General features: G+C 70.1%; 27 protein-coding genes. 15 read left to right on the forward strand and 12 right to left on the reverse strand.

Annotated elements, in window-relative coordinates:
* Window positions 1-77 precede the first annotated feature (77 nt).
* The 3 genes from ABZV91_RS28145 to ABZV91_RS28155 all read right to left on the reverse strand — a co-directional run bounded on the left by ABZV91_RS28145 (window position 78) and on the right by ABZV91_RS28155 (window position 2,848).
* A complete protein-coding gene (locus ABZV91_RS28145) occupies window positions 78-365 on the reverse strand; it encodes a GNAT family N-acetyltransferase (protein WP_355247949.1) in 288 nt (95 codons plus the stop codon).
* A 41-nt stretch (window positions 366-406) separates the two neighbouring features.
* Window positions 407-1,765, reverse strand: coding sequence for an FAD-linked oxidase C-terminal domain-containing protein (locus ABZV91_RS28150; protein WP_355247952.1), 1,359 nt, complete (start codon window positions 1,763-1,765; stop codon window positions 407-409).
* 63 nt (window positions 1,766-1,828) lie between these two features.
* Window positions 1,829-2,848, reverse strand: coding sequence for an NAD(P)/FAD-dependent oxidoreductase (locus tag ABZV91_RS28155; RefSeq protein WP_355247955.1), 1,020 nt, complete (start codon window positions 2,846-2,848; stop codon window positions 1,829-1,831).
* Between the two features lie 206 nt (window positions 2,849-3,054).
* Here ABZV91_RS28155 and ABZV91_RS28160 point away from each other — a divergent pair, with 206 nt between their 5' ends.
* Entirely contained in the window at window positions 3,055-3,501 is a 447-nt protein-coding gene (locus ABZV91_RS28160) for a GtrA family protein (RefSeq protein ID WP_355248020.1), read from the forward strand.
* A 6-nt stretch (window positions 3,502-3,507) separates the two neighbouring features.
* Here ABZV91_RS28160 and ABZV91_RS28165 read toward each other — a convergent pair whose 3' ends face one another.
* The 3 genes from ABZV91_RS28165 to ABZV91_RS28175 all read right to left on the reverse strand — a co-directional run bounded on the left by ABZV91_RS28165 (window position 3,508) and on the right by ABZV91_RS28175 (window position 5,593).
* Complete coding sequence (locus ABZV91_RS28165) at window positions 3,508-4,149, reverse strand: Type 1 glutamine amidotransferase-like domain-containing protein (RefSeq protein ID WP_355247958.1); 642 nt, start codon at window positions 4,147-4,149, stop codon at window positions 3,508-3,510.
* Window position 4,150: 1 nt separating this feature from the next.
* Window positions 4,151-4,987: a maleylpyruvate isomerase family mycothiol-dependent enzyme gene (locus ABZV91_RS28170; RefSeq protein WP_355247961.1), complete on the reverse strand. Its 837-nt coding sequence runs from the start codon at window positions 4,985-4,987 to the stop codon at window positions 4,151-4,153.
* Window positions 4,988-5,137: 150 nt separating this feature from the next.
* Window positions 5,138-5,593: an HIT family protein gene (locus tag ABZV91_RS28175; protein WP_355247964.1), complete on the reverse strand. Its 456-nt coding sequence runs from the start codon at window positions 5,591-5,593 to the stop codon at window positions 5,138-5,140.
* Between the two features lie 322 nt (window positions 5,594-5,915).
* Between ABZV91_RS28175 and ABZV91_RS28180 the strand changes: the two genes are divergently transcribed.
* The 8 genes from ABZV91_RS28180 (at window position 5,916) to ABZV91_RS28215 (ending at window position 13,221) form a co-directional block, all read left to right on the forward strand.
* Window positions 5,916-7,031 (forward strand): Re/Si-specific NAD(P)(+) transhydrogenase subunit alpha, encoded by a 1,116-nt coding sequence (locus ABZV91_RS28180; RefSeq protein ID WP_355247967.1) that lies wholly within the window; start codon window positions 5,916-5,918, stop codon window positions 7,029-7,031.
* Entirely contained in the window at window positions 7,031-7,351 is a 321-nt protein-coding gene (locus ABZV91_RS28185) for an NAD(P) transhydrogenase subunit alpha (protein WP_030522455.1), read from the forward strand. The genes ABZV91_RS28180 and ABZV91_RS28185 overlap by 1 nt, the downstream gene beginning before the upstream one ends.
* Before the next feature lie 3 nt (window positions 7,352-7,354).
* The gene (locus tag ABZV91_RS28190; protein WP_355247970.1) at window positions 7,355-8,773 is read left to right on the forward strand and encodes an NAD(P)(+) transhydrogenase (Re/Si-specific) subunit beta; all 1,419 of its coding nucleotides are present in this window, start codon (window positions 7,355-7,357) and stop codon (window positions 8,771-8,773) included.
* Window positions 8,774-8,853: 80 nt separating this feature from the next.
* Window positions 8,854-9,330, forward strand: a complete 477-nt coding sequence (locus tag ABZV91_RS28195; RefSeq protein WP_355247973.1) for a nitroreductase family deazaflavin-dependent oxidoreductase — start codon at window positions 8,854-8,856, stop codon at window positions 9,328-9,330.
* Between the two features lie 60 nt (window positions 9,331-9,390).
* Window positions 9,391-10,530: a DUF5925 domain-containing protein gene (locus ABZV91_RS28200; protein ID WP_355247976.1), complete on the forward strand. Its 1,140-nt coding sequence runs from the start codon at window positions 9,391-9,393 to the stop codon at window positions 10,528-10,530.
* Between the two features lie 198 nt (window positions 10,531-10,728).
* Entirely contained in the window at window positions 10,729-11,682 is a 954-nt protein-coding gene (locus ABZV91_RS28205) for an AraC family transcriptional regulator (RefSeq protein WP_355247980.1), read from the forward strand.
* 19 nt (window positions 11,683-11,701) lie between these two features.
* Window positions 11,702-12,136: a thioesterase family protein gene (locus tag ABZV91_RS28210; RefSeq protein WP_355247983.1), complete on the forward strand. Its 435-nt coding sequence runs from the start codon at window positions 11,702-11,704 to the stop codon at window positions 12,134-12,136.
* Between the two features lie 518 nt (window positions 12,137-12,654).
* Window positions 12,655-13,221 (forward strand): hypothetical protein, encoded by a 567-nt coding sequence (locus tag ABZV91_RS28215; protein WP_355247986.1) that lies wholly within the window; start codon window positions 12,655-12,657, stop codon window positions 13,219-13,221.
* 83 nt (window positions 13,222-13,304) lie between these two features.
* On the opposite strand, the gene ABZV91_RS28220 is transcribed toward ABZV91_RS28215, so the two are convergent.
* From ABZV91_RS28220 to ABZV91_RS28230, 3 genes are all read right to left on the reverse strand, one after another.
* Window positions 13,305-14,024 (reverse strand): TetR family transcriptional regulator, encoded by a 720-nt coding sequence (locus ABZV91_RS28220; protein WP_355247989.1) that lies wholly within the window; start codon window positions 14,022-14,024, stop codon window positions 13,305-13,307.
* A gap of 153 nt (window positions 14,025-14,177) precedes the next feature.
* The gene (locus tag ABZV91_RS28225; RefSeq protein ID WP_355247992.1) at window positions 14,178-15,023 is read right to left on the reverse strand and encodes an SDR family oxidoreductase; all 846 of its coding nucleotides are present in this window, start codon (window positions 15,021-15,023) and stop codon (window positions 14,178-14,180) included.
* 46 nt (window positions 15,024-15,069) lie between these two features.
* The gene (locus ABZV91_RS28230) at window positions 15,070-15,591 is read right to left on the reverse strand and encodes an Lrp/AsnC family transcriptional regulator (protein WP_355247995.1); all 522 of its coding nucleotides are present in this window, start codon (window positions 15,589-15,591) and stop codon (window positions 15,070-15,072) included.
* Between the two features lie 144 nt (window positions 15,592-15,735).
* On the opposite strand from ABZV91_RS28230, the gene pdhA reads away from it, so the two are divergent.
* The 4 genes from pdhA (at window position 15,736) to ABZV91_RS28250 (ending at window position 20,230) form a co-directional block, all read left to right on the forward strand.
* Window positions 15,736-16,866, forward strand: a complete 1,131-nt coding sequence (gene pdhA, locus ABZV91_RS28235; RefSeq protein WP_355247998.1) for a pyruvate dehydrogenase (acetyl-transferring) E1 component subunit alpha — start codon at window positions 15,736-15,738, stop codon at window positions 16,864-16,866.
* Window positions 16,863-17,837 (forward strand): alpha-ketoacid dehydrogenase subunit beta, encoded by a 975-nt coding sequence (locus ABZV91_RS28240; protein ID WP_355248001.1) that lies wholly within the window; start codon window positions 16,863-16,865, stop codon window positions 17,835-17,837. Before pdhA ends, ABZV91_RS28240 begins: the two co-directional genes overlap by 4 nt.
* A gap of 41 nt (window positions 17,838-17,878) precedes the next feature.
* Window positions 17,879-19,318 carry a dihydrolipoamide acetyltransferase family protein gene (locus ABZV91_RS28245; RefSeq protein ID WP_355248004.1) on the forward strand — a complete coding sequence of 480 codons (1,440 nt, stop codon included), beginning with the start codon at window positions 17,879-17,881 and terminating at the stop codon, window positions 19,316-19,318.
* Between the two features lie 96 nt (window positions 19,319-19,414).
* Window positions 19,415-20,230, forward strand: a complete 816-nt coding sequence (locus tag ABZV91_RS28250; RefSeq protein ID WP_355248007.1) for a sulfurtransferase — start codon at window positions 19,415-19,417, stop codon at window positions 20,228-20,230.
* A 9-nt stretch (window positions 20,231-20,239) separates the two neighbouring features.
* Here the strand turns inward: ABZV91_RS28250 and ABZV91_RS28255 are convergent, their stop codons facing one another.
* On the reverse strand, window positions 20,240-20,950 hold the full coding sequence (locus ABZV91_RS28255) for an HNH endonuclease family protein (protein ID WP_355248023.1): 711 nt from the start codon (window positions 20,948-20,950) through the stop codon (window positions 20,240-20,242).
* Between the two features lie 50 nt (window positions 20,951-21,000).
* Window positions 21,001-21,363, reverse strand: a complete 363-nt coding sequence (locus tag ABZV91_RS28260) for a hypothetical protein (protein ID WP_355248009.1) — start codon at window positions 21,361-21,363, stop codon at window positions 21,001-21,003.
* Between the two features lie 316 nt (window positions 21,364-21,679).
* Between ABZV91_RS28260 and ABZV91_RS28265 the strand changes: the two genes are divergently transcribed.
* Together ABZV91_RS28265 and ABZV91_RS28270 are read left to right on the forward strand one after the other, a co-directional pair.
* Window positions 21,680-24,493, forward strand: a complete 2,814-nt coding sequence (locus ABZV91_RS28265; protein ID WP_355248012.1) for a DEAD/DEAH box helicase — start codon at window positions 21,680-21,682, stop codon at window positions 24,491-24,493.
* The gene (locus ABZV91_RS28270; RefSeq protein ID WP_355248014.1) at window positions 24,493-25,257 is read left to right on the forward strand and encodes an SWIM zinc finger family protein; all 765 of its coding nucleotides are present in this window, start codon (window positions 24,493-24,495) and stop codon (window positions 25,255-25,257) included. The genes ABZV91_RS28265 and ABZV91_RS28270 overlap by 1 nt, the downstream gene beginning before the upstream one ends.
* A 129-nt stretch (window positions 25,258-25,386) precedes the next feature.
* Here the strand turns inward: ABZV91_RS28270 and ABZV91_RS28275 are convergent, their stop codons facing one another.
* Window positions 25,387-25,575 (reverse strand): hypothetical protein, encoded by a 189-nt coding sequence (locus ABZV91_RS28275; RefSeq protein ID WP_355248017.1) that lies wholly within the window; start codon window positions 25,573-25,575, stop codon window positions 25,387-25,389.
* Between the last annotated feature and the right edge of the window lie 146 nt (window positions 25,576-25,721).

A 25,721-nucleotide genomic window follows, 5' to 3' on the forward strand; every position in this document is an offset into this window, starting at 1 on the left:
CCGCGAGCTGAACACCGGCTCCACCGCGTCCGGCCTCCCGGACGCGGTGGCGGGGACGCGGGCTCAGGGACGCGGGCTCAGCGGTGGACCAGGTCGGCGTACTCCGGGTGGGCGCCGATGTAATCGTCGACGTACCAGCAGGTGGCCGCGACCGCGAAACCGGCGTCGCGGGTCTGGTCCAGCGCGTACTTCACCACCTGCGCGGCCACACCCCGGCCCCGGAATTCCGGGAACGTGATGGTGTGGTGGAAGTTGCGGACCTTCGGCGACTCCGTCTCCGCGTAGTCGGCGTAGCCCGCGAGCGTCCCGTCCAGGTAGATCTCGAAGCGGGTGTCGTCGGCGTTGTGCCGCAGTTCGGTACTCACCTCCGGTGGAACGGCGGGCCCGGGGCGGTTTGTTCCGGTCGTCAGAGGACAGCGCCGGGATTGAGGATGCCGTGCGGGTCGAGGGCTGTCTTGATCCGCCTGGTCAGGTCCATCACCTCGGGGCCCAGCTGGTCCGGGAGCCACGCTTTCTTGAGACGGCCCACACCGTGTTCGCCGGTGATGGTGCCGCCGAGGGTGAGGGCCAGTGCCATGATCTCGCCGAAGGCGCGGTGGGCGCGTTCGGTCTCGTCCGGATCGGACGGGTCGTGCACGATCAGCGGGTGGGTGTTGCCGTCACCGGCGTGTGCGATCACCGACACCGTGACGTCGTTACGCCGGGCGATCTCGGCGATACCGGTCACCAGATCGCCGAGCCTGGGCAACGGCACGCCGACATCCTCCAGCAGTAACGGACCGAGGCGCTCGACCGCGGGGATCGCGTAGCGGCGGGCCGCGGTGAAGGCTTCACCTTCCTCCGGGTCGGCGGTGTGGAACGCTTCGGTGGCCCCGGCGACCCGGCATGCCTCGAGCATGATCCGAGCCTCCTGCGCGGCGTGGTCGCCGGGTGCGTCGGAACGGGCCACCAGCAGGGCGGCGGCGTCGCGGTCCAGGCCCATGCGCAGTTCGTCCTCCACCGCGTTGATGGCGACGGAATCCATGAATTCCAGCATGGCCGGGCGCAGCGCGCCGGTGACGGCGAGGATCGCCTCGGTGGCCGCGGTCAAGGTGGCGAAGGAGGCGACCACGGTGCTCTGCACCGGCTGGGCCGGTAGCAGCCGCAGGGTGAGTTCGGTGATCACGCCGAGGGTGCCTTCGCTGCCGACGAACATCTTGGTCAACGACAGGCCGGCCGAATCCTTGAGCCGCGGACCACCCAGCCGGACCGCGGTGCCGTCGGCGAGCACCACCTCCATGCCCAGGACGTAGTCGGTGGTCACGCCGTACTTCACACAGCACAGACCGCCCGCGTTGGTGGCTGCGTTACCGCCGATCGAGCACATCTCGAATGACGAGGGGTCGGGGGGATACCAGAGCCCGTGTTCGGCGGCCGCCCGTTTGACCTCGGCGTTGAGCAACCCCGGGCCGACCACCGCGCTCCGGGTGACCGGGTCGATGGCGATTCCGCGCATCCGCTCGGTGCTCAGCACGATTCCGCCGTCCACCGCGGTGGCCCCACCGGAGAGGCCGGAACCGGCGCCGCGCGGGACCACCGGCACCCGGTGCTCGTCGGCCCAGCGCAGCGTCGCGCACACATCGGCGGTGCCGGTGGCGCGGACCACGGCCAGCGGGGTCCCCGCCGCCGGGTCCTTCGCCCAGTCCTGCCGGTATCCGGCGAGGACGTCGGGATCGGTGAGTACCGTCCCGGCGGGCAGGATATCGATCAATTCACGCAGGTCCACGCCCCAACGCTAACCGCTCGCGGGCCGAATGGGGTCCCGTCCGCGCGGACGGGACCCCGGCGGTCACAGGCCGTGGCCGCGGGTGCCGTTCACCGAGTGCGCGAGCTCGGACTCCGCGGCCGCCGCGAACCCGTCGCGTCCTGCGGCGACCGCGGTATCGAATTCCTCCTCCACGAGATCGGCGTTGATCTGCGCACCGGCCGTCGCGCCGGCCGCGGCGGCCGCCCCGACCTGTGCGGACAGATCCGTGACGTTCCCGGCGGCCCAGACTCCCGGCACCTCGGTGCGGCCGGTGGCGTCGCACGGGATGTACCGGCCGAATCCGGCGGGGTGCTCGGTGGCCGCCAGACCGAGGCCGTCCAGGAACCCGAAGCGGGCGACCATCCGTGTGCCCACGGCGACGACGTCCCGGGCGACGACGGTGCCGTCGGCGAGCCGGACACCGGTGATCCGGTCGTCGGTGATCTCGATTCCGGCGACCTCGCCGACCACCACCGGGACGCCGCGTGCGGCGAGCCGTTCGGCGACTTCCGGAGCGGGATCGGGCTGGTCATGAGTGAGGTAGACGACGTCGTCGCTGAGTTGCCGGAACAGCTGGACCTGGTGCACGGAGATCGGCCCGCGGCTCAGCACGGCGATAGCCCGGTCGCGCACCTCGTAGCCATGGCAGTACGGGCAATGCACCACATCGCGGCCCCACCGTTCGCGCAGACCGGGGATCTCGGGCAGTTCGTCGGTCAACCCCGTGGTCACCAGCAGTCGCCGCGCCCGGACCGCGCGGCCGTCGGCGAGCGTGATCGTGAAACGGTCACCGTCGCGGGCCGCGCCGGTGATCTCCCCGGACACCACCCGGCCGCCGTAGCGGCGGACCTCGGCGCGGCCGGTCTCGAGTAGTTCCGCCGGCGGCATACCGTCGCGCGCCAGCAGTCCGTGCACGCCGTCGGCGGGAGCGTTGCGTGGCTGCCCCGCATCGATCACCACCACGCGGCGCCGCGACCGGGCCAGCATGAGCGCCCCGTTCAGGCCGGCCGCTCCGCCGCCCGCCACCACCACGTCGTAGTCGTTGTCCAATTCATCGGTCACCGTGACCACCTCCTCGGCGCCGACTATCCGCACCTGCGGACCGAATGGCAAACAAATTTGCCGTATTGACAATTCCGCGGAGCGGCCGGGACTGCGGCGTCCACCCGAGAAATCCCTGACGGACTGTGGGTTTGCCGCGCGCTCACCTGCCGGACACCTGATCCTGCGAGGCTGGCGGCGTGCAGGATCTGGCGACGAACGCTGATATGTGGGAGATCCGGTTCGCCCGCTGGTGCGCCGGGGTGGTCGCGCGCCTGCCGTGGGGCCTGGACCGCGTCGTCGCCCCCACCTTCCTCGGCTTCGCGCTGATCAACGGCTTCACCTTCGGAGTGGACCTGCTGATCCTCACCGGGATGCGTAGCGTACTCGGGTTACCGGGATGGTTGTCGGTCTCGGTCGGCTACGTCTGCGCGTTCGCGCCGGCGTTCTGTCTCAACCGGCGGTTGAATTTCCGCTCGCACGCCCCGGCGGGACGGCAGGCAGTGGTCTACGCGGTCGTCGTGCTGATCAACTACCTCGCCTTCATCCTGGGCGTGGGCGCCGGACTGGCCGCGCTCGGCGTGCAATACCACCTGTCGCGGATGCTGGCCGGGGCGTGCGAGGCGGTGTACATGTACTCGGCCATGCGCTGGTTGGTCTTCCGGCGCCGTTGACCTCGATCAGCCCGTGTACACGTGGGTTCGGTCGCCGTCGCGGACCACGACATCGGCATCGGTGAGCGCCCAGTGCGGGGTGCCCGCCGCCCGGAGACGCTCGGCGAGGGCGTTACCCGTCCGCTCGGGGTCGGTGGGTGAGTCCAGATGCGGCACGATCGGACGATCGATCACGCCGAGGCCGGTCCAGATCGGTTCGATACCGCAGGCCGGCCGTACCTCGGCGGGGTCGTCGGCGGTCTCCAGGCCGTGCAGGTCCGGGCCGAGTACACAGGCGCCCGCGCTGTAGCCCGCGTAGACCACCGAATCCGAGGCCAGGAGTTCCGGGATCACCAGGTCCGCACCGCTACGTGCGAACTGGGCGCGCAGGACGAAGGTGTTGCCACCGCGGACCCAGAGGACGGGGAACCGCGCCAGCCGCCGGCGCAGTTCCGCCGGGCGCCCGGCGTATTCGCGCAGATCGACCTCCTCGGGCCGGAATCCGAGGGTGCGCAACGGTGTCAGTTCGCTCGTGAGCGCGGCGGCACGGCCCCGCGGCCAGGAGTCGAAGGCATTGGCGATCACCGCGATCGGGCCCGGTTCGCCGGCCAGTGCAGCGAACAGGTCGTAGTGAGCGCCGAATCGGTAGCTCGCCAGGAACAGTCGCATCTCAGATGGTGAACGCGAGGTTCCGGACCACCTGCCGGCCCAGATCCGCGTCGCCGTGGAAGGTGATCCGGTCCAGTGCCGAGTCGGCGTCCACCCGGCCGCCGCCGAGCCGCACCAGGAGGCCGGAGTCCAGTTCCAGAGTCACGGTGGGTTGGATGGCGGGGGTATCCACATAGCGGGCCCGGTCACCGACTTCGATGTGCAGTGTCCGCGCGAGCGGGCCCGTGAGGGCCAGGGTGATCAGCGAACCGGCCGGCGCCTTACCGCGTTTCGCGACCACCCGGGGCAGCGACTGCGCGAATTCGGCGAAGGCGAGTTCGGCCCGTGGGCCGCCCTCGTCGACCCGTTTTCCGAGCGCGTCGGCGATATCGAGTTCGTGCATCCAGCAGTCGAACAACCGCACCCGCATGAACCGCGCGTAGGGCACCTCGCCGATGGGCGACGGTGACGGCGCCGACCACGCCGTGTCGTCCATGGCGGCGAGCGCGGCCCGGCGGCGGTCGATCACCTCGCGGTACAGGCCGAGTAGTTCGGCGCCCGCGCGGGGTCGCAGCCGCTGCACCCAGATCTCGTTGAGGGCGCCGATCTCGTTGCGTACGTGCGGCAGCGTCTTCACATCGACCTCCGGCGCCTGCGGATCGCGAGCCGGCGGCCTGTCCCCGAGCAGCAGTGACTCGATGCCGATCACATGGCTCAGTACATCGAACACCGTCCATCCCGGGAGCGGTGAGGGTGTGCGCCACTGCAGCTCGTCGAGGCCGGCGACCAGTTCGGCGAGGGCGTCGAACTGATCGGACAACCGCGCGGTGAGTTCGGGACGGTCGAGGGTGTCGGTCATTCGGTTCTCCTTCGAAGCTGGTACCCGCGCATCGCGGAAGCCGTGGCGAAGGCGGGTACACGAGATCCGCGGAGGCGCCGGCGAAGGCGAAGGATTCGCGTCATCGGCAGTGCCTTCCGTGGGGTGATCGGACTCGGTGCGGTCCGGGAATCAGGCCGGTTCGCCGTCGGCTCCGGGCCGCGTGTCCAGGGCGGCGAGGTCCGCGCGGAGTGCGGCGGCGACGCGTTCGGGCTCGTGTGCGCGGCGCAGTACGAGTCCGGTCGCGAAGCGGAACTTGTCGCCGTGGCGACGGGGGATCACGTGCAGATGGACGTGCGCGACCGTCTGGAAGGCGGCCTTGCCATCGTTGATCAGGAGATTCGCACCGTCGGCGGCGAATCCCGGCCCCTGCACCGCCCGGGCGATGCGATGGCCGACCCGGAACAGATCCACACCGGCCGCGGCGTCCAGTTCGGACAGGTCGGTGGCATGCCGCTTCGGGATCACCAGCGTGTGCCCACGGGTGATCGGCCGGATATCCAGGAACGCGGTCACCGTATCGTCCTCGTACACCCGATGGGCCGGTGCGGTGCCGGCCACGATCCCGCAGAAAACGCAGTCGCTCACAGGGCGCACTCTACGGCGTAAGGGCGCAGCGGGTCCCCGAGTGGGCTTCGACTTGGCAAACTTTTCAAACTACTGAGCATGCTTCGGCGATACATCCCGTCATCAGGCTTTACCGATGCGAAGACATCCGGCTTTGGAGTCGGAATGTGACGGGCATCTCAGCTAATCTCACTGCGGCCGATGTACGGTTGCCAGGATTTCGGGCGGTGGTGTCCCAGGACACCCCGCCCGGCGCCGTTGATCGGCGGCCGAAACACCAGGAGAGGGAAGCAGACAAGTGGAGACGACACGGGTGGGAGCAGGGGGGGATGCAACACCGGCCGTGAGCGATTCGTCGCCGCGCGGGGCGCGTGTCGGTGTCGTTCGCGAATCCGCCGCGGGCGAGCGGCGGGTCGCCTTGGTTCCGAAGATCATTCCCACGCTGGTGAAGCAGGGCGTGGAGGTCGTGGTCGAGGCCGGAGCCGGAGCGGGCGCGCTCATTCCCGATACCGCCTACGAGGAAGCCGGCGCGACGATCGGCGACCCCTGGTCGGCCGATGTGGTCGTCAAGGTCGCCCCGCCCAGCGATGCCGAGGTGGGCACACTGTCCGCCGGGCAAACGCTCATCGGATTCCTCGCCCCGCGCAACGCCGACAACCAGATCGACGCGCTGAAGAAGGCCGGGGTGCAGGCGTTCGCGGTGGAGGCCATCCCGCGGATCTCGCGCGCCCAGGTGATGGACGCGCTCTCCTCGCAGGCCAATGTCGCCGGATACAAGGCGGTCCTGCTGGCGGCCTCGGAATCGACCCGCTTCTTCCCGATGCTCACCACCGCCGCCGGCACCGTGAAACCGGCGACCGTGCTGGTGCTCGGCGTCGGCGTGGCCGGGTTGCAGGCGCTGGCCACCGCGAAACGTCTCGGCGGCCGCACCACCGGCTACGACGTGCGTCCCGAGGTCGCCGACCAGGTCCGTTCGGTGGGCGCCCAGTGGCTCGATCTCGGGATCGACGCCGCCGGTGAGGGCGGCTACGCCCGCGAACTCACCGACGAGGAGAAGGACAAACAGCAGCAGGCCCTCGAGGACGCCATCAAGGGTTTCGACGTGGTGATCACCACCGCGCTGGTACCCGGTCGTCCGGCGCCGCGGCTGGTGACCGCGGGCGCGGTGGCCGGGATGAAACCGGGCAGCGTCATCGTGGACCTCGCCGGGGAGACCGGCGGCAACTGCGAACTCACCGAACCGGGTGAGACCGTGGTGAAGCACGACGTGACGATCTGCTCGCCACTGAACCTGCCCGCCACGATGCCCGAGCACGCCAGCGAGCTGTACTCGAAGAACATCGCGGCGCTGCTGGAACTGATGCTCGCCGAGGGCGAACTGAAACCGGACTTCTCCGATCAGGTGCTGGCCGATTCCTGCGTCACCCGTGACGCCGAACCGACAACGAAGGCGCAGTGATGTACACCGAACTGCTGGCGAATATCGCGATTCTGGTGCTGTCCGGTTTCGTGGGTTTCGCGGTGATCTCCAAGGTCCCCAATACCCTGCACACGCCGCTGATGTCGGGTACCAACGCCATTCACGGCATCGTCGTGCTGGGCGCGCTGGTCACCCTCGGGCGGATGGAGGATCCGTCCCTCGGGGTGCAGGTCATCCTGTTCGTGGCCGTGGTGTTCGGCACGCTCAACGTGATCGGCGGTTTCGTGGTCACCGACCGGATGCTGGGCATGTTCAAAGGCAAGAAGCCCGCCGCGGGTGCCGAGAAGGCAGGTAAGTGACCCATGGACAATCTGGTCGATATCCTCTACATCCTGTCCTTCGCCCTGTTCATCTACGGTCTGATGGGGCTCACCGGGCCCAAGACCGCGGTCCGGGGCAACTGGATCGCGGCGGCCGGTATGGCGATCGCGGTGATCGCCACCCTCATCGCGGTCCGTGACACCGGTAACTGGATCCTGATCGTCGCCGGCCTGATCGTCGGTGTGGTGCTTGGCGTGCCGCCCGCGCGCTATACCAAGATGACCGCGATGCCCCAGCTGGTGGCGGCGTTCAACGGTGTCGGTGGCGGAACGGTCGCTCTCATCGCGTGGGCCGAATTCATCGATACCACCGGCTTCTCGGTCTTCCATCACGGTGAGGAACCGACGGTGCACATCATCGTCGGCTCGCTGTTCGCCGCGATCATCGGCTCGGTGTCGTTCTGGGGCTCGCTGATCGCGTTCGGGAAGTTGCAGGAGATCCTGCCCGGCCGCCCGATCGGTCTGGGCAAACTGCAACAGGTGGTGAATCTGCTGCTGCTGGTCGCGGCCATCGCGGCGGCCGTCGTCATCGGCCTCGGCGCCTCCGACGGCGGCGTCTCGCAGTGGTGGATGGTCGGTCTGCTGCTGGCCGCCGGCGTGCTGGGGCTGATGGTGGTGCTGCCGATCGGCGGCGCCGATATGCCCGTGGTGATCTCGCTGCTCAACGCGCTCACCGGTCTGTCCGCGGCGGCGGCCGGGCTGGCGCTGAACAACACCGCCATGATCGTGGCGGGCATGATCGTCGGCGCGTCCGGCACCATCCTGACCAACCTGATGGCCAAGGCGATGAACCGGTCCATTCCGGCGATCGTGGCGGGCGGTTTCGGCGGCGGCGGCGCGGTCGCCGGTTCCGGTGGCGGCGAACAGAAACAGGCCAAGGCCACCTCGGCGGCCGACGCGGCGATCCAGATGGCCTACGCCAACCAGGTCATCGTGGTACCCGGCTACGGTATGGCCGTCGCCCAGGCCCAGCATGCCGTCAAGGAGATGGCCGGACTGCTCGAGGCCAAGGGCGTCGAGGTCAAATACGCCATCCATCCGGTCGCCGGCCGGATGCCCGGCCATATGAACGTGCTGCTGGCCGAGGCCGAGGTGTCCTACGACGCCATGAAGGAAATGGACGATATCAACGGTGAATTCGGCCGCACCGATGTCGCCCTGGTCATCGGTGCCAACGATGTCACCAACCCGGCCGCCCGCGAGGATGCGGCCAGCCCGATCTACGGGATGCCGGTTCTCAATGTCGACCAGGCCAAATCCGTGATCGTGCTGAAGCGCTCGATGAACAGCGGATTCGCCGGTATCGACAATCCGCTCTTCTACTCCGATCACACCTCCATGCTGTTCGGGGACGCGAAGAAATCGGTCGGAGCGGTCACCGAGGAACTGAAGGCGCTGTAACCGCGCGAAGTCACCACGGCCCCGGGGTCACGCGGTTCGCCACCGCACCCGGGGCCGTGGTGCTGTTGTACGGTCGGCCGATGGCGCGTACCGGAGCGAAACTGCTGCAGTCCCGTTGGTTCGTGCGGTCGCCGATCTGGTTGTTCCGGGCCCGGTTGGGTTTCCTGTTCGGTGGCCGGCTGCTGCTGCTGGAACATATCGGCCGCAAGTCCGGCGCCGCGCGGTATGTGGTGCTGGAGACGGTGGATCGCCCGGGCCCGGGCAGCGTGATCATCGCGTCGGGGTTCGGCGACACCGCGCAGTGGTATCGGAATCTGCTGGCCGAACCGCAGTGCCGGGTGAGTATCGGTCTCCACTACCGGCTGTCCGCCGAGGCGCGCGTCCTGGAACGGGCGCGGGCCGCCGAGGTGCTGGCGGGGTATCGGGTCCGGCACCCACGGGCGTATCGGAAGCTGAGCGGCCTCATCGAGGAGGCGACCGGGCGCGGTATCGAGACCGTTCCGCTGGTCGAACTGGCGCTGCGCCCCTTGCGTCCGGCGCGGCGTCGACCCGCGTAGTCGGTCGGTGACGGGAAAACCGGTGGACGCTGCCCGGGCCCGCGCCGATGATGGTCGGCGATGCTGGAAAGCCACGAACCCCTGCGCCTGATCGGTCCCGATACCCCCGCCACGGATCCCGCCGAGCTGCTGGCGTGGAATGCGGTGCTCGATTCCTATTCCACCCCCCGCGACCTGCTGGATATGCTCACCCTGAGCTTCTTCGGCCGGGGGACCCAGCCGTACTACCGCAAGTGCCGCCTGGACCGGGTACGGCCCGAGGCGGCGCTGCGGCCGCCGGGGTCGCGGATCTCGCGGTCGGTGGTGGATACCGATGCACGGTCGATCCTGGTGCTCGGCGAGGGCTGGACCCTGCGGGCCGATCGCTGGTCGGATAAATCGGCCCAGGTCGAGGTGACGGCGATCAGCGACGAACTCGCCGAACGCATAGTCGCGGAATCGGTCCGGGACGCGGAGGAACCGGCCGGCGACGAACGGGCCTCGGTCGGAATGGGCTTCTGGCACCAGGGCGAACACGGGGCGCAGCGGCGCGCCCTGGCCGTCACCACGCCGGAGTGGTCGGAGATCCGCGGCAATTACAGCGGCGCGGTCGCCACCGCGCTCGATCGGCTGATGGCCCTGCGCCCAGGCGATATCCGGGGGCGGTTGCTGCTGCTGCACGGACCACCCGGCACCGGCAAGACCACCGCGCTGCGGGCGCTGGCCCGGGCCTGGTCGGGCTGGTGTCAGGCCGACTGTGTGCTCGATCCGGAAATGCTGTTCGCCAAACCCGGCTATCTCATGCGGGCGGCCATGGGCGCCGAGGGGGAGGACGAGGAAGCCGACCGCTGGCGCCTGCTGATTCTCGAGGACTGCGACGAACTGATCCACAGCGAGGCGAAATCGTCCTCGGGGCAGGGACTGTCCCGGCTGCTCAATCTCACCGACGGCATGCTGGGCCAGGGTCGTGACGTGCTGGTCGCCATCAGCACGAACGAGGATCTGTCCCGGCTGCATCCCGCCGTCACCCGGCCCGGCCGGTGCCTCGCGCAACTGGAGATCGGCCGGCTGTCCGCCGCCGAGGCGCGCCGCTGGCTGGGGGACCGGGGCGCCGCGACTCCCGCGGCCGGCGCGACGCTCGCGGAACTGGTCGCGCTGCGCGACGGTACCGGCAGTATCGCGGTCCACGACGCGGCGCCGGATCCGGGTATGTACCTGTAGCCGAGGGCGTTCCGCTCGGTCGGCCGTGATGTGCCGGCCCGCCACTGTGCCGGGAGCCGTGGTGGACATCCGCCATCGTGGACGGCGCGGCACGGGGGCACCGCGCCGGGTCGGCCGCCGGCCGCGGGGGTGCCGATCGCGGATTCGCCGTGGTCGCGGGGTATTCCCAGGCGGTAGGCCGCCGCTATCGTTGGCGGTGTGGATGCATTGGCTGCCCTGCTGGAGGGCCCGCGGGCGCGGGGCGCGTTCGTGCTGCGTTCACTGCTCAGCCCGCCGTGGTCGCTGCGGATCCAGGACGAGTCCCCGTTGACACTGGCCGCGGTGATCCGGGGTCACGCCTGGGTTCTCACCGAGGACGGCGGCCGGTATCGGCTCGGCGCCGGAGATGTGGCGGTGTTCCGGGGGCCGCGGCCCTACACGGTCGCCGACGACCCCGCCACCGAACCGCAGATCCTGATCAACCCGGGTCAGATCACCACCACGGTGGACGGTGAGGTGCTCTGCGAGACCATGAGCCTGGGTGTGCGCCAGTGGGGTAACGACCCGGCCGGGGAAACCGTCCTGGTGACCGGATCCTACGAGCAGGCGGGCGCGGTGAGCAGGCGCCTGCTGCGCGCGCTACCGCAGACCCTGGTGGTGCCGCGCGGGCGTTCCGACGAGCGGGTGCTGAGCCTGCTGGTGGAGGAGACCGTGAAGGATCAGCCCGCGCAGAGCGCGGTGCTGGACCGGCTGCTGGACCTGCTGCTCATCGCGACCCTGCGCACCTGGTTCGCGGGGAACGAGGCACCGCCCTGGTACCACGCCTACAGCGACCCGCTGGTCGGCAAGGCGTTGCGGCTGTTGCAGCACAATCCCGCGCACGGCTGGACGGTGGCCGATCTGGCCCGGGAGGTGGGGTCCTCGCGGGCGGCGCTGGCCCGGCGGTTCACCGAACTGGTCGGCGAGCCGCCGATGGCCTTCCTCACCGAATGGCGGCTCGATCTGGCGGCCGATCTGCTGCAGGGCACCGACGATACGGTGGAGGCCGTCGCCCGCCGGGTCGGGTACGGTAGCGCCTTCGCCTTGAGCACGGCGTTCAAACGGCAGTTCGGGGTGAGCCCACGCGATCACCGGCTCGGCGCCGCGGCCGCCGCGGTGCCCACCGCCGGCTGACCCCGGTATCGTCGGCCGGGTGACGCAGCAGTATCCGGTGCTCTGGCCGGTGCCCACCCGCTGGGCCGACAACGACCACTACGGGCACGTGAACAACGTGACCTACTACGCCTATTTCGATACCGCGGTCAATGCCTGGCTGATCGACGCGACGGGCACCGATATCCGGGAACTGCCCGCCATCGGGATCGTGGCGGAGACGTCCTGCCGGTTCCACGCCTCGCTGAGTTTCCCCGACCTGCTGCGCGTGGGTCTGCGGATCGCCCGCCTCGGCCGGTCCAGCATCACCTACGATCTCGCGATCTTCCGGGAGGCGGGCGATGCTCTCGAACTGGCCGCCACCGGGACTTTCGTCCACGTCTACGTGGACGAGGAGACCCGCAAACCGGTCGAGATCCCGGAGGTGATCCGCACGGCCGCCGCGGTCCTGGTCACCGACACCACCGAGCAGTAGCCGGAAGCCGGCCCGCGCGGGCGCCCGGCCGACGACCCGGTTCCCGTGCCCGCCGTGAATTCCCCTCGGACCCTTCCGGTTACCTCTCGTGCTCCGCGCGGCCGGTCTCGGGGTGCCCTCAGCGCGCGCCGAGGTGGGGGCGCTCGGCCGGCGTCGGTTCTCGGGCGGTACCGGTGAATCCGGTCATGAACAGGCGATAACCGTGTTACTGTCGTGCCGCGCGGCGCTGCCGAGTAGATGTGAGAGCGGCGCGGCAGGGTGGTCGAGGCGTCTGCTCGATCGCACGGAAGGGCAGGCCTGTGCTGGTAGTCGTCGGTGGTCGAGCGAGTATCCGGGGATCCGGCGACTACGGGTCGTCGCCGCGGATGCGGCCGTTGCCCGGCGACGCCGGCGGATCCGGCCGGCCTCACTTCTCCCGACCGCGGCCGGTTCGCGCCGGCGGGGTCTCTTTCGGTATGTCCCGGGTCCGCTGGGTCGTGGCAGCCGACGGTGTAGTTCGATAGAACGGAATGGCAGATATGGCAGTGCAATTCGCTGTTTCCGGTGATTACGGGGGCGATTCCACCCGCTCGGCCGCTCGCTGGGCGGACGATCCCGGGCACCGGTCGATCCGGAATCGCGCCGCGGTCGTGGCGCCCACCGTCGCCGACGTGGTGGGCTGCTTGGGCGGTTGGATCTTCGATCGCACCGCGGCGGGCTCCGAGACCGTCGTCCTACTGCCCGACCCCGGCGACACCAGAGCGCTGGACATCCTGGGTGCGAAGGTCGTCGAACTCGGTGCGGTGCCGGCCCGCGCCGGATGGTCCGCCGAACTGGATATTCTTGCCGTGGCCGCGGATATGTACCTGGCCGCGGGCCGCGTCCGCGACGAGTCCCTGGCGCGGCGCGATCGCGTGGCCCAGCAGACCTACCTGTGGGGTCGCGGGCCGGTGGTCGAATTCGGGGACGGGTTCGCGTTGGTCGACACCCACCGGGTGAGCCTGGCGGGACAAGCTTTCAAACGCGTGGCACTGGACGCGGCCGGGGCGCTGCCCGGAGCCCGGTCGACCGCCGAAACGCTCTGGGTGGACCTCGGCCCGCGGTAACGGTGGCAGCGCCGCCCGAGGCGCGTACCAACCTCGGCTGTCGGCCGGAACACCGCGGCGCGGGCGTAGAACCCCGGCGCCGGCTAACGGGTGGTCTGCTCGGCGCCGGGGCCGAGCAGACCACCCCCGGTGCCGCCGGAGCCTTTCGGTTCCCCGATACCGGGCCCGAACAGGGAGAACAGCGAGAAGTCCAGTGCCGGTGGGCCCGATTGGGCGCCGGGCGCCGGGCGTTGCGTGGCCAGCCGAGTGTTGTCGCTGGTCAACCGGTGCATCACCCGTTCCAGTGAGGACAGGATCGTGGGGACGTCGGCGGTGCCGTCGACCAGCCGGCCGACCATCGCGTAGCACAGATTGACCATGACCAGTGCGATATCGGTGACGTAATCGCGGTCCAGCCCGGCCAGCAGATGCGCGGCGGCGGGCAGGACGGCCTCGAATCCCTGGCGGTCCAGCCGGTGCCCGCCCGCGGTGGCGCGTGCGCGGAAGAAAGCCTGCGCCATGCGCGGGCTCTGCTCCCAGGGCTGGAATACCTGCCGGATCAGGCGCATCAACCCGTCGGCCAGCGGCTCCTCCCGCGGATGCAGAGCGAGTTCGTCGTAGGAGTGAGCGGCCATCCACGCCGCCACCGCGGCCACGATCAACTCGTCGCGACTGCTGTACAGGCCGTAGATCGTGGTGAGTGAGACGCGGGCCCGTTTGGCGACCGTGCGCAACTGCACCGCGTCGTAGCCGTCGGCTTCGATGATCTCGACCACGGAATCGAGGATTCGCGCCGCCGTATCCACCTCACCGGGCCCATTCACCGAGTCATGGTAACCCGGCATTTCGCCGCGGCCATCGCGCGATCATCACCTCCGGTGGCCGTATCGACAGGGGTCCGCCGTGCCCCCGCGGACCGGGCGTGGCGGACGCCGACGGCAGCGGGGCGTCACCGCTGACCCGCCGCGCCGAGGGAGTCACCGCGGGGTGCCGGGGTTCTCCAGCGTGTGCTGGAAGCGGCGCATCCCGCGGATCCAGCGGTCGTAGTCCGAACCCTTGTGCTGGTACATCGTCAGTACTTCCGGATGCGGCAGGATCAGGAAGTGTCCGGCCGCCACTCCCGCCAGTACGGTGTCGGCGACTGTCTCGGGGGTGAGGACCGCGCCCGCGGATTTCACGGCGTTCATGGCCAGCCGCCCGGCCTCCACATTGTCGGGCGGGATCATGCCCTCGCGCAGCAGCGCCGTGTCCACGCCCATCGGGCAGACACAGCTGACGCGGATCCCTTTGTCGCCGTAGGTGACCGACAGCCATTCCGCGAACCCCACCGCGGCGTGCTTGGACACCGCGTACGGCGCGGAACCGAGCTGGGTGAGCAGTCCGGCCGCTGACGCGGTGCTCACGAAGTAGCCCGTGCCCCGCGCCAGCCAGCCGGGCACGAGCAGGCGGGCGGCCCGCACATGCGCCATGGTGTTGATCTCCAGGGCGGCCGCCCACTGCGCGTCGGAGCTGTCCAGTCCGGCGCCGCCGCCGATCCCGGCATTGGCGAAGTACAGGTCCACCGGGCCGAAGGCGGATTCCGCGGTATCGATCAGCCGCTGGATCACCGCGGGGTCGGCGGCGTCCCCGCCGGCGGCGACGGCATGCTCGCCGATCTCGCCGGCCACCCGCTGCGCGGTGGCCGGATCGAGGTCCGCCACGACGACCCGTGCGCCGTGATCGGCCAGCCGTCGCGCCAGCGCCGCGCCGATACCCGATCCGCCACCGGTGACGACGGCGGTCCGGCCCGAGAAGGTGTCCGCTACTGTGCCTGAGAGCTCCATGCCGGCACTCTAACGCTTGCATGCGACATATGCCCTCATGTGTCGCTTAATCGGGCCGGCGTTCGTCGGCGCGGCGCGCCTGTTCGGCGAGTCGGCGCAACAGCGGCGCGGTACGCGGCCCCACCGATTCCTGCATCACCAAGGCCATATTCGTGCGGACCACCCCGGGAATCTTCAGGACCTGCCCGGTGATCCGGTAGAGGTCGTCGGCGTCGCGGGCCACCACCCGGACCGTGAGGTCGGTGGGGCCCGTCATCCCGCACACCTCGGTCACCTCCGGGATCTCGGCCAACTCGCCGACCACCGCTTCCAGCCGGTGCTGGTCCACTACCACCGCGACGAAGGCGGACAACCGGTAGCCCAGCGCCCGTAACTCGACCCGGCGTTCGAAACTGCCCAGGACGCCGGTGGCCTCCCAGCGGGTGAGTCGCGCCTGCACCGTATTGCGGGACAGCCCGAGCCGGGCGGCCAGTTCGACACCGGTGGCCCGGGGGTTGGCGATCAATTCCAGCAGTAGGCGCGCATCGGTGGCGTCCACCACCGCATCAGAAGTCTCCGGACTGGTCATATGACGCAGTATGACAGGGGACGCCGCTGCGAAACCGTGCATTCTGCTCAGTTGTCGGATCAAGGGTTGCGCAGATAGCTTAAGCGTGGATGCTATGTGTTACAGGCCACAGCAACGCGTGACCCGCGTGAGGAGGCGAGGCCGATGCCCGGCACAACCGAGTATCCGGTGCAGTTGATCCAGCCCGACGGCGCTCGGGTGCACCACCCCGAATATCAGGCCCTGGTCGCCGATATCGGGCCCGGTGAACTCCGTCAGCTCTACGAGGACCTGGTGGTCACCCGGCGGATCGATACCGAGGCCGTCGCGCTGGCCCGGCAGGGACAACTCGGCCTCTGGGCGCCGTGCCAAGGGCAGGAGGCGGCCCAGGTGGGATCGGCCCACGCGCTCCATCCCGACGACTACGTATTCGGCAGCTACCGGGAGAGCGCCGTCGCCTATTGCCGCGGGGTGCGGCCGAGTGCCCTCACCGGGATGTGGCGGGGCGTATCGCACTCCGCCGGTGACCCGGCGGTGGCCAATATGGCCAACCCGGCCATCGTGGTCGGCGCCCAGGCGTTGCACGCCACCGGTTACGCCTACGCCGCCCATCTCGACGGCGCCGAGATCGCGACGGTCACCTACTTCGGAGACGGTGCCACCAGTCAGGGCGATATCGCCGAAGCGCTGACCTTCGCCGCGAGCTGGAGCGCGCCGGTGGTGTTCTTCTGCCAGAACAATCACTGGGCGATCAGCGAACCGGTGCAGTTGCAGAGCGCCACGCCGATCGCCCAGCGCGCGGTCGGTTACGGGATTCCCGCGATCCGGGTCGACGGCAACGATGTGCTGGCCGTATTGGCAGTCACCAGGCAGGCGGTCGCGCGTGCCCGCACCGGCGGCGGACCCTCCTTCATCGAGGCCATCACCTACCGTATGGGTCCGCATACGACCGCCGACGATCCCACCCGCTACCGCACCGCGGCCGAGACCGAGGAGTGGGCGCGGCGCGATCCGATCCTGCGGACGCGGCTGCTACTGGAACGCGAGGGTCTGCTCGACGCCGAGACCCGGCGGCGAGTGGAGGAACGCGCCGACGAGGTGGCCCACCGAATGCGCACCGAGACCCTCACCATGGCCGACCCCGAGCCGTCGGAACTCTTCGAGCACGTCTACGCGACCGCGCACCGGGGCATCGACGAGCAGCGCCGGGGCTATCTCACGTACCTGGCCGACGACCCGGCCGGGGCGCTCGCCACCGTCGCGCCCACCCGGCGCGAGGAAGGAGTCCGCTCATGATCACCACCTTCGCCGCGGCCCTCAACGCCGGGCTGCGCAGTGCGCTGGAAGAGGATCCGCAAGTGGTGCTGATGGGCGAGGACATCGGCCGGCTCGGGGGCGTCTTCCGGGTCACCGACGCGCTGCAGAAGGATTTCGGGGACCGCCGCGTGATCGATACGCCGCTGGCGGAATCCGGCATCATCGGGACGGCGTTCGGGATGGCGTTGCGCGGCTACCGGCCGGTGTGCGAGATCCAGTTCGACGGGTTCGTGTATCCGGCGTTCGACCAGATCGTCTCCCAGGTCGCCAAGATCCACTACCGGACCCGGGGCGCGGTCCGGGCACCGCTGACCATCCGTATCCCGTTCGGGGGCGGTATCGGATCGGTCGAGCATCATTCCGAATCACCCGAGGCGTATTTCGCGCACACCGCGGGGCTGCGAGTGGTCGCGCCGAGCAATCCGGCCGACGCATTCACCATGATCCGGCAGGCCATCGCCCTGGACGATCCGGTGATCTTCTTCGAACCCAAGCGCCGGTACTGGGACAAGGCCGAGGTCGACCCGGCTGCCGAACCCGATCTGCCGTTGGACCGGGCCCGGGTGTGCGTGCGCGGGACCGACGCCACCGTGGTCGCCTACGGGGGCACGGTCGCCACCGCGCTGGCCGCCGCGACGGCGGGCGCCGAGGAGGGCATCTCGCTGGAGGTTGTGGATCTGCGGAGCCTGGCGCCGCTGGATGTGGACACCGTCGCCGATTCGGTGGACCGGACAGGCCGGCTCATCGTCGTGCACGAGGCCTCGCGCACCGGCGGTATCGGCGCCGAGATCGCCGCCCGGATCACCGAGCGGTGCTTCTATCGGCTCGAGGCGCCGGTGCTGCGGGTCGCCGGGTTCGATATCCCCTACCCTCCGGCTAAGCTCGAGAAGCATCATCTGCCCGACCCGGATCGGATCCTGGAGGCGGTCGATCGAACGCTTGCCGCCTGAAGTGTGATCCCGCCCTGACGCCAGCCGGAGGTGCCCGAACCGTGGACGACGACGCCCGCGCCGACGAAGGTCGTGCCGCAGATACCGAGATTCTGGAGTTCCGTCTCCCCGATCTCGGCGAAGGACTCACCGATGCCGAATTCCAGAACTGGACGGTGGCGGTGGGCGACGAGGTCGCGTTGAACCAGACCATCGCCGAGGTCGAGACGGCGAAGGCGGTGGTCGCGCTGCCGTCCCCGTTCGCCGGGACCGTCGTGGAACTGCTCGCCGAGCCCGGAGCGACCATCGAGGTCGGTGCGCCATTGCTCCGGATACGCACGGTCGCGACGAGTTCGGGCTCCGCGGGGCGGCCCTCGGTGCTGGTCGGCTACGGGCCGTCGGAGGAGCGTGGCTCGCGGCGGCGGCGCGGTGGGCAGCGCACCGGTGGTGCGGTGGCGCCACCCACGGAACAGTCCGCCGGCAACGGAATGTCCTATGAAGGCGGCATCATCGGCGCGCCGCACGGCGTGCCGGCGCGGACGGCGGAGGCGACGCCGGAGCCCGGTGGTGATTCCGTGCGCGCGGGCGCTGCCGAATCGCAACGGGTGGCCGCGACGCCGGGAGCCCGCAAACTGGCCCGGGAACTGGGGATAGACCTCTGGTATGTGGCCGGCTCCGGACCGGACGGAGCGGTCACCGTCGCGGATGTCCGTGGTGCCGTTCCGGTTTCGGAACCGGATACCCGCGACCACGACGCGCAGGCCGAGGCGGCGCCGGCCGGGACACGGGCCGCCGGGTCGGTGCGGGAGGAGCGCACGCCGATCGCCGGGGTCCGCAAGCGGACGGCGGAGGCCATGGTCACGAGTGCGCGAACGATCCCGCAGGCCGATACCTCGATCACGGTGGACGTCACTGCCTCGCTGGAACTTCTGGAACATCTGCGCGGGTCCCGGTCCTTCGAGGGAATCACCCCCACACTGCTCGCGCTGGTGGCGAAATCGGTCCTCGCCGCGCTGGCCGAGTTCCCGGTCATCAATACCTTCTGGGACGAGGCGAACGGGGAGATCGTCACCCGGCACTACGTCAACCTGGGTATCGCGGTGGCCGCCCCGCGCGGGCTGCTCGTGCCCAACATCAAAGACGCCCAGACCCTGAGCCTGCGCGAACTGTGCCGCGAGATCGGGTGGCTGGCCCGGACCGCGCGCGACGGCCGGGCGGGGCCGGCGGATCTGCGCGGGGGCACGTTCACCATCTCCAATGTCGGCGTTTTCGGCGTGGAATCCGGAACGCCGCTGGTCAATCCGGGAGAGGCCGCGATCCTGTGCCTGGGCGCGGTGGTGAAACGGCCGTGGGTCTTCCGCGACGAACTGGCGATCCGCTCGGTGGTGACGCTGACGCTGAGTTTCGATCATCGGATGATCGACGGTGAGGCGGCGGCGCGCTTCCTGGCGACCGTCGCCGGCCTGTTGGAGGACCCGTTGACGCTGCTCGCCCGGATCTGACACCGCGTCGCGGATATCCGTGTACGCGTGGACTTCGCGGACCGTCGGCGCGTACGGTGGCGAAATCTGTTCCAGACCCTTGGACGAGGAGCTGCGTTGAACGCGGTATTGATCTCGGCTGACGAACTCCGGGAATCAACAGAGAAGGATCTGCGCCTGCTGGATGTGCGCTGGCAACTCGGCGATCCGGACGGGCCCCAGCAATACCAGAACGGTCATATACCCGGAGCGGTGTTCGTCGACCTGGACACCGAACTCGCCGCTCTGCCCTCACCCGCCCACGGCCGGCACCCGCTCCCGCATCCGAGCCGGCTCCAGGCCTGTGCCCGCAGCTGGGGGCTGTGCACGGGTGATCCGGTGGTGGTCTACGACGCGATCGGCGGGATGTCCGCGGCCCGGGCGTGGTGGCTGCTGCGCTGGGCCGGTATCGCCGATGTCCGGATCCTGGACGGCGGGCTGCCGGCGTGGATCCGGTCCGGCGGCGAAGTGGCCACCGGGGTGGAACCGGATCCGGCAACCGGCGATATCGAACTGCGGCCCGGCCGGCTGCCGGTGATCGACGCCGACGCGGTCGCCCGCTGGGAAGGGGTCCTGCTGGATGCCCGCGCGGCCGAGCGCTACCGCGGCGAACAGGAACACATCGATCCACGCGCCGGGCACATACCCGGCGCGATCAGTGCGCCGAGCAGTGAGAATCTCGATCAGGACGGCTGTTTCCTGCCCGCGGACCTGCTGCGCGAGCGGTTCGGTGAGATCGGCGCGGCCCCGGTCGCGGTGTACTGCGGCTCGGGTGTGACGGCCGCGCACGCGATCGCCGCGCTCGCCGTGGTGGGGGTCCAGGCGGCGCTCTACCCGGGCTCGTGGTCACAGTGGGCACACGATCCGAAACGGCCGGTCGCGACCGGCGTGTAGGCCCGGGGATCATCCGCAGGTCGCGGCGACCCGGCGCAGCGCCGCGTGATCGGCGGCGGTGACCGGAAGCTCGTAGCGTACGGCGACGGTGAGATAGCGGCCCGCGTAGTAGCAGTGCCCGGGCCGGGACGGCGGCAGCCAATCCGCGGGAGTGCCGTCGCTCTTGTCGGTATTGGCCGCGTCGTCGGTGGCCTGCAGGTTGTAATCGATATCGTTGGCGAATCGGACGCGCTGGGCAGCCGACCACCCGGCCGCTCCGAGATCCCAGGCCGCGGCCAGCGGATAGATGTGGTCGATCGGTATCCGCCGGGCGTTCTCCTTGCTGAACACGATGAGGGCGCCGGTATAGGGATCGGCGAGGGTGCCGGACTGCACGACGCACCGGTGGCTGCCGGGCCGGTAGCCGACTCCGGTGAGCTGGCGCGCCAGCACATTGTTACGGGTATCGCAGCCGTCCCGCCCGCCGGGACCGTCGTGGTCGTCGGACCAGGCGGGGCCGAAAACGCATCCCTGCCCGGCCCCGCAGGCGCGTTCGTATCCGCCCGGATGTGGGCGTTGCGGTACCACCCGGACCGCGCCGAGCAACTGTTCCAGCTGCGCCCGCCCCGGACTGCCCGGTGCGGGCCGCTGTCCGGCGACGGCCGCGCACCCGGTGCCGGAAGCCAGTAGCAGAAAGGCGGTACACAGAGCGGTGACCGCGTGAATCGTCCCCCGTGTCATCACGGATACCGGTATACCGGACCCCTCCGACAGCTATGGGGTTTCCGGTGTCAGAGCCAGGCGCGGGCCAGCAGTTCGTCGTTGTCGACCCGGCTGTTGCGGGGTGGGAAGCGGGTGGCGACAAGGGAATCGATGTGCACCCCGTCGTGACCGATCACCCAGGACCCACCGCTGTCGGTACATTCGGCGATCTTGGCGAAGGCGGTGAGGAGAAACGTGACCGCCTCTTCGGGTACGGCGGTATGGGCCAGGCGCTGCGATTCCCCGGGCCGGGACAGGTCCAGCCATACCCCGCACTGCCCGTCGAGCCGCATGCCGACGATCTTGTCGGCATTCACGAAGGTGAACTTGCGTCGTTCCCACGGGGTCGTCGGCGTGTAGCTCTGCTCGAGAACCTGGAGCAGAATCGTCATACTGCTGCCCTCCGCTTTTCGATGGCACCGAGGTGCCGAGATGCCGCTGTGTGATGGGACCGCTGTTCGCGGACCGGGCTGCGCCGGGCACCGCGCGTGGCCGCCGGAGGCAGCCCGAGCCGCCCGGCGGGGCTGCGCTCGGCGGGTACGGATATCAGCGGTGACCAGCGGATATTTCCCAGTATGTGCTGTCGCGGGGGATAAATCCAGAGACAGCCCGGGTGCGCCGGGCCGGTATCGCGTCCACCGGCCCGTGCCGGGGATACGAGGTGGGGGACCCGCGGGGCCTGTCGCACCCGGCTGATTTGATGGGGCCATGTTGCACGGACTGTGGTCGCCCGGTTCCGGGCTGCTGCTGTGGCGTGCCCCGGGTACCGAGCCCGCCGACGGACCGCCGGTACCGGGCCTGCTCGGGTCGGTACTGGCCGAATCGCGTTTCCGGCATCGGGCCGAGGTGCTCGTGGCGGACGAGGCGGGCACCCGCCGGGAAACGGTGCGGGCGCACGCGCTCGCCCCGGGCCCCGCCGCCGCCGCGCTCCGGCAGCGGCTGCCGATCGGCGCCGTGGCCGGTGATCTGCGTTTCCTGGGCCATATCGCCCAGGGGCTCGAACGCTGGGTGCGGGCCGGTGCGGTGGTTCCCGAACTCCGGCGCGACGACGGTGAATGGTGGGCGCGCTGGACGCTGTCGGGTGGGCCCGGCCAGCGCGCCTGGCTCGCCGAACTCGCCGCCCTGCTGCCGCCGGCCCTCCGGGTCGCCGGGCCGCCCGGCGATGTGCTCGACGATATGGTCACCGAGCTCACCGATCCGATGGTCCGGGAGCTCGTCACGGCGGATCCGCACCCGCACCCGCTGATGCACGGGTTGCGCACGGATGTCCCGGTGGACACGGGTAGCCATCAGGCGGCCGAGGTGCTGCGGCAGTGGCGGGAGAGCCGCGCCACCGAGGAGAACGGCCTGGTGCTGCGTCTGCGCGAACCCGACGGGGAGTTCACCGAAACCGCGGACGCGTCCGCGCTGTGGCGCCTCGAGGTCTGCCTGCGGGCCGACGGGACGGCGCCGCGGCCGATCCCGGTGCCGGGCGCCGCCGACGAGGTACGCCTGGGCCTGGAATGGCTGGGCCGGGCGCAGCGCGCCTATCCACGGCTGCGTGATGTGCCGGGCGACCCGCACAGCCTGGATCTGCTGTTGCCGACCGAGGTGGTGGCCGATCTGGTCGCCCACGGGGCGCAGGCACTGTCGGCCGCGGGGATTCCGCTGCTGCTGCCCCGCGCCTGGAACATCACCGAGCCGAGTCTGCGATTGCGGGTCGAGGGCGCCGCGGTGCCCGCCGCCGAGAGCACCGTGGGGCTGGACGGGCTGGTCGGCTACCGGTGGGAACTGGCACTCGGCGATATCGTGCTGTCCCAGGACGAGATGCAGCGGTTGATCACCGCCCAGTCCGATCTGGTGCGCTTGCGCGGGGAATGGGTGCAGGCCGATCACACCGTGCTCGCGGCCGCCGCGAAATTCGTCGCGCTGCACCACGGCGACCACGAGATCACCCTCGCCGATCTGATCGGCGAGATCAGCGAGAACCGGGCCGGGCGCGTGCCGCTGACCGAGGTCACGGCGAGCGGCTGGCCCGCTGCGCTGTTCGACCCCGACCGGCCGGCGGATCCGGTGCCCGTGCCTGGACGGTTGAAGGCGCAGTTGCGTCCCTATCAGGAACGCGGCCTGGCCTGGCTGGCGACCATGAACCGGCTCGGTTGCGGGGCGGTTCTCGCCGACGATATGGGCCTGGGCAAGACCGTCCAGGTGCTGGCGCTGCTGCTGCACGAACGCGAGGGCGATCGCGCCCCCGGGCCGACCGTGCTGGTGTGCCCGATGTCGGTGGTCGGCAACTGGCAGCGCGAGGCCGAACGGTTCGCACCCGATCTGCGTGTCCTGGTGCACCACGGCACCGGGCGCGCGCTGGGCCGTGACCTCGACGCGGCGGTGGCCGGGGCGGATCTGGTGGTCACCACCTACGCGTTGCTCGCCCGCGATATCGCCGATCTGTCCCGGCAGCGGTGGGAGCGCGTGGTGCTCGACGAAGCCCAGCACATCAAGAACGCGGCGACCCGGCAGGCCCGGGCCGCCCGGGCGCTGCCCGCCCGGCACCGGCTGGCGCTCACCGGCACGCCGGTGGAGAACCGGCTCGAGGAGCTCCGCTCGATCTTCGATTTCGCGGTACCGAAACTGCTGGGCAGTCCGCAGACCTTCCGGGCCCGTTTCGCCGTACCGATCGAGCGGGAGAACGACGAGAACGCGGTGACCCGGCTGCGTACCGTGACCTCGCCGTTCCTATTGCGCCGGGTGAAAACCGACCCCGCCGTGATCAGCGATCTGCCGGACAAACTCGAGATGACGGTGCGGGCCAACCTCACCGTCGAGCAGGCCGCGCTGTATCAGGCGGTGGTCGAGGACATGCTCGAGAAGCTGCGCGATGCGAAGGGAATGGCCCGCAAGGGGGCGGTGCTCGGCGCGCTCACCCGGCTGAAGCAGGTCTGCAACCACCCCGCGCATTTCCTCGGTGACTCCTCCGCGGTGCTGCGGCGCGGCGCGCATCGGTCCGGCAAGCTGGCCCTGGTCGAGGATGTGCTCGACGCCGTGCTGGCCGAGGGGGAGAAGGCACTGCTGTTCACCCAGTTCCGCGAATTCGGCGAGCTCATCGCGCCGTATCTCGCCGAACGCTTCGGCGGCGAGATCCCGTTCCTGCACGGCGGAGTCGCCAAGAAACGACGGGACGCGATGGTGGCGGCCTTCCAGGGTGCCGAGGGACCGCCGATCATGCTGCTCTCGCTCAAGGCAGGTGGCACCGGACTGAACCTGACCGCCGCCAATCACGTCGTGCACCTGGACCGCTGGTGGAATCCGGCCGTGGAGAACCAGGCCACCGATCGCGCGTTCCGGATCGGGCAGCGCCGGGCGGTGCAGGTGCGCAAACTGGTCTGCGTCGACACCATCGAGGAACGTATCGACGAGATGATCACGGGCAAGAGCGAACTGGCCGATCTGGCGGTCGGGGTCGGCGAGAACTGGATCACCGAACTCGGTAACGACGATCTGGCCCGGCTGTTCACCCTCGGCGCCGAAGCGGTGGGTGAGTGATGGCCGATTTCAGCGAATTCGGCCGGCGCCGGGCCGTTTCCGGTGGGGTCGGCGCGCGCAGCCGGCGCGGCGCCTTCGCCCGCACCTTCTGGGGCAAGAGCTTCCTGGAGGTGGTCGAGCGGCTCGCCGACCCCGGCCGGCTCTCCCGCGGGCGCACCTACGCGCGGGCGGGGCAGGTGGTGAGTTACCGGATCGAGCCCGGCTCCGTCTCCGCCGAGGTGCAGGGCAGCCAGCCACGCCCGTTCACCACGACCTGCGATATCCGCCGCCTGCGTGACGAGGAAGTGGACTTGCTGGTCGAGCTGATCCGGGGTTCGCCCGGCATGCTCGCCCGGGTGGTCTCCGGCGATCTGCCCCGCGAACTCGCCCCGCACCTGCTCCCGGAGACCGCCGCGGATATCGATTTCGGCTGCACCTGCCCGGATCCCGGCTGGCCGTGTAAACACGCGATCGCGGTCGCCTGTCTGCTCGCCGAACGTCTCGACGACCATCCGCGAGATCTGCTGACCCTGCGCGGGTTGAGCCTGGACACCCTCATCAGCGGGGTCGAGGCCACCACGCCGGAGAGCGGCGAGCCCACCGATCCCTACGGCGAGAGTCTGGAACTGCCCGCGCTGCCGGCACCGGGCGTCCGGCCGGCCCCCGACGACCTGGACCCCGCGCTGCTGCGGCGGGCCCTGCGCATGCTGTCCGCGGACGAGTCGACGGCGGCCGAGGCCGGGCGGGCACTGATGGTCGTGTACTCGACACTGACCGGCCGTTAGTGCACCCGGCGCTTCCCGGTGTCCGGTCCACCGCGGCCGGGTAGCGGCGCCGAACGAAATCGGCTGGGCCGGCGGCGATGGTGGGTTCCGCTGCTCGAGACTCCCAACACCCCGACGCGGTAGGACGGGTCACACCACGGCCCGGCCGAGATCGGCAGCGGAGAGCACGACGATGCCGTAGAGGTCGGCGATGGTGGCCAGAGCGCTGCGGTGGAGCTGGACTGCCGAGACCTCGGCCGCGGGGCTCCGCACGGTGGCCCCGGCCAGGGTGGCCGGGGTCTGGTCGAAGCCGTTCAGCTCACGCAATGTGGTGGCCATCGAGGTCGTCCTTTCGGGAGGCTCGGCCGGGTTTCCGGCGCGTCTTTCACGCTAGACGAGTAAGTCCAAACCCTGGTCAATGGTCGTAGGCGATCAGTGACCGGGTGACCGGTGCGCCGATCGTGTGGTTGTGCCAGATCGCGGCA

It is taken from the genome of Nocardia sp. NPDC004568 (assembly GCF_040609955.1).
Lineage (GTDB): Bacteria > Actinomycetota > Actinomycetes > Mycobacteriales > Mycobacteriaceae > Nocardia.

What these genes read in the sequence shown, in the direction of transcription:
- ABZV91_RS28160 (WP_355248020.1), top strand. Translation starts at nt 3,055, where the DNA reads ATGTGGGAGATCCGGTTCGCCCGCTGGTGCGCCGGGGTGGTCGCGCGC.
- ABZV91_RS28165 (WP_355247958.1), bottom strand. Translation starts at nt 4,149, where the DNA reads ATGCGACTGTTCCTGGCGAGCTACCGATTCGGCGCTCACTACGACCTG.
- ABZV91_RS28170 (WP_355247961.1), bottom strand. Translation starts at nt 4,987, where the DNA reads ATGACCGACACCCTCGACCGTCCCGAACTCACCGCGCGGTTGTCCGAT.
- ABZV91_RS28185 (WP_030522455.1), top strand. Translation starts at nt 7,031, where the DNA reads ATGTACACCGAACTGCTGGCGAATATCGCGATTCTGGTGCTGTCCGGT.
- ABZV91_RS28190 (WP_355247970.1), top strand. Translation starts at nt 7,355, where the DNA reads ATGGACAATCTGGTCGATATCCTCTACATCCTGTCCTTCGCCCTGTTC.
- ABZV91_RS28195 (WP_355247973.1), top strand. Translation starts at nt 8,854, where the DNA reads ATGGCGCGTACCGGAGCGAAACTGCTGCAGTCCCGTTGGTTCGTGCGG.
- ABZV91_RS28200 (WP_355247976.1), top strand. Translation starts at nt 9,391, where the DNA reads ATGCTGGAAAGCCACGAACCCCTGCGCCTGATCGGTCCCGATACCCCC.
- ABZV91_RS28215 (WP_355247986.1), top strand. Translation starts at nt 12,655, where the DNA reads ATGGCAGTGCAATTCGCTGTTTCCGGTGATTACGGGGGCGATTCCACC.
- ABZV91_RS28225 (WP_355247992.1), bottom strand. Translation starts at nt 15,023, where the DNA reads ATGGAGCTCTCAGGCACAGTAGCGGACACCTTCTCGGGCCGGACCGCC.
- ABZV91_RS28230 (WP_355247995.1), bottom strand. Translation starts at nt 15,591, where the DNA reads ATGACCAGTCCGGAGACTTCTGATGCGGTGGTGGACGCCACCGATGCG.
- pdhA (WP_355247998.1), top strand. Translation starts at nt 15,736, where the DNA reads ATGCCCGGCACAACCGAGTATCCGGTGCAGTTGATCCAGCCCGACGGC.
- ABZV91_RS28240 (WP_355248001.1), top strand. Translation starts at nt 16,863, where the DNA reads ATGATCACCACCTTCGCCGCGGCCCTCAACGCCGGGCTGCGCAGTGCG.
- ABZV91_RS28255 (WP_355248023.1), bottom strand. Translation starts at nt 20,950, where the DNA reads ATGACACGGGGGACGATTCACGCGGTCACCGCTCTGTGTACCGCCTTT.
- ABZV91_RS28260 (WP_355248009.1), bottom strand. Translation starts at nt 21,363, where the DNA reads ATGACGATTCTGCTCCAGGTTCTCGAGCAGAGCTACACGCCGACGACC.
- ABZV91_RS28265 (WP_355248012.1), top strand. Translation starts at nt 21,680, where the DNA reads ATGTTGCACGGACTGTGGTCGCCCGGTTCCGGGCTGCTGCTGTGGCGT.
- ABZV91_RS28270 (WP_355248014.1), top strand. Translation starts at nt 24,493, where the DNA reads ATGGCCGATTTCAGCGAATTCGGCCGGCGCCGGGCCGTTTCCGGTGGG.
- ABZV91_RS28275 (WP_355248017.1), bottom strand. Translation starts at nt 25,575, where the DNA reads ATGGCCACCACATTGCGTGAGCTGAACGGCTTCGACCAGACCCCGGCC.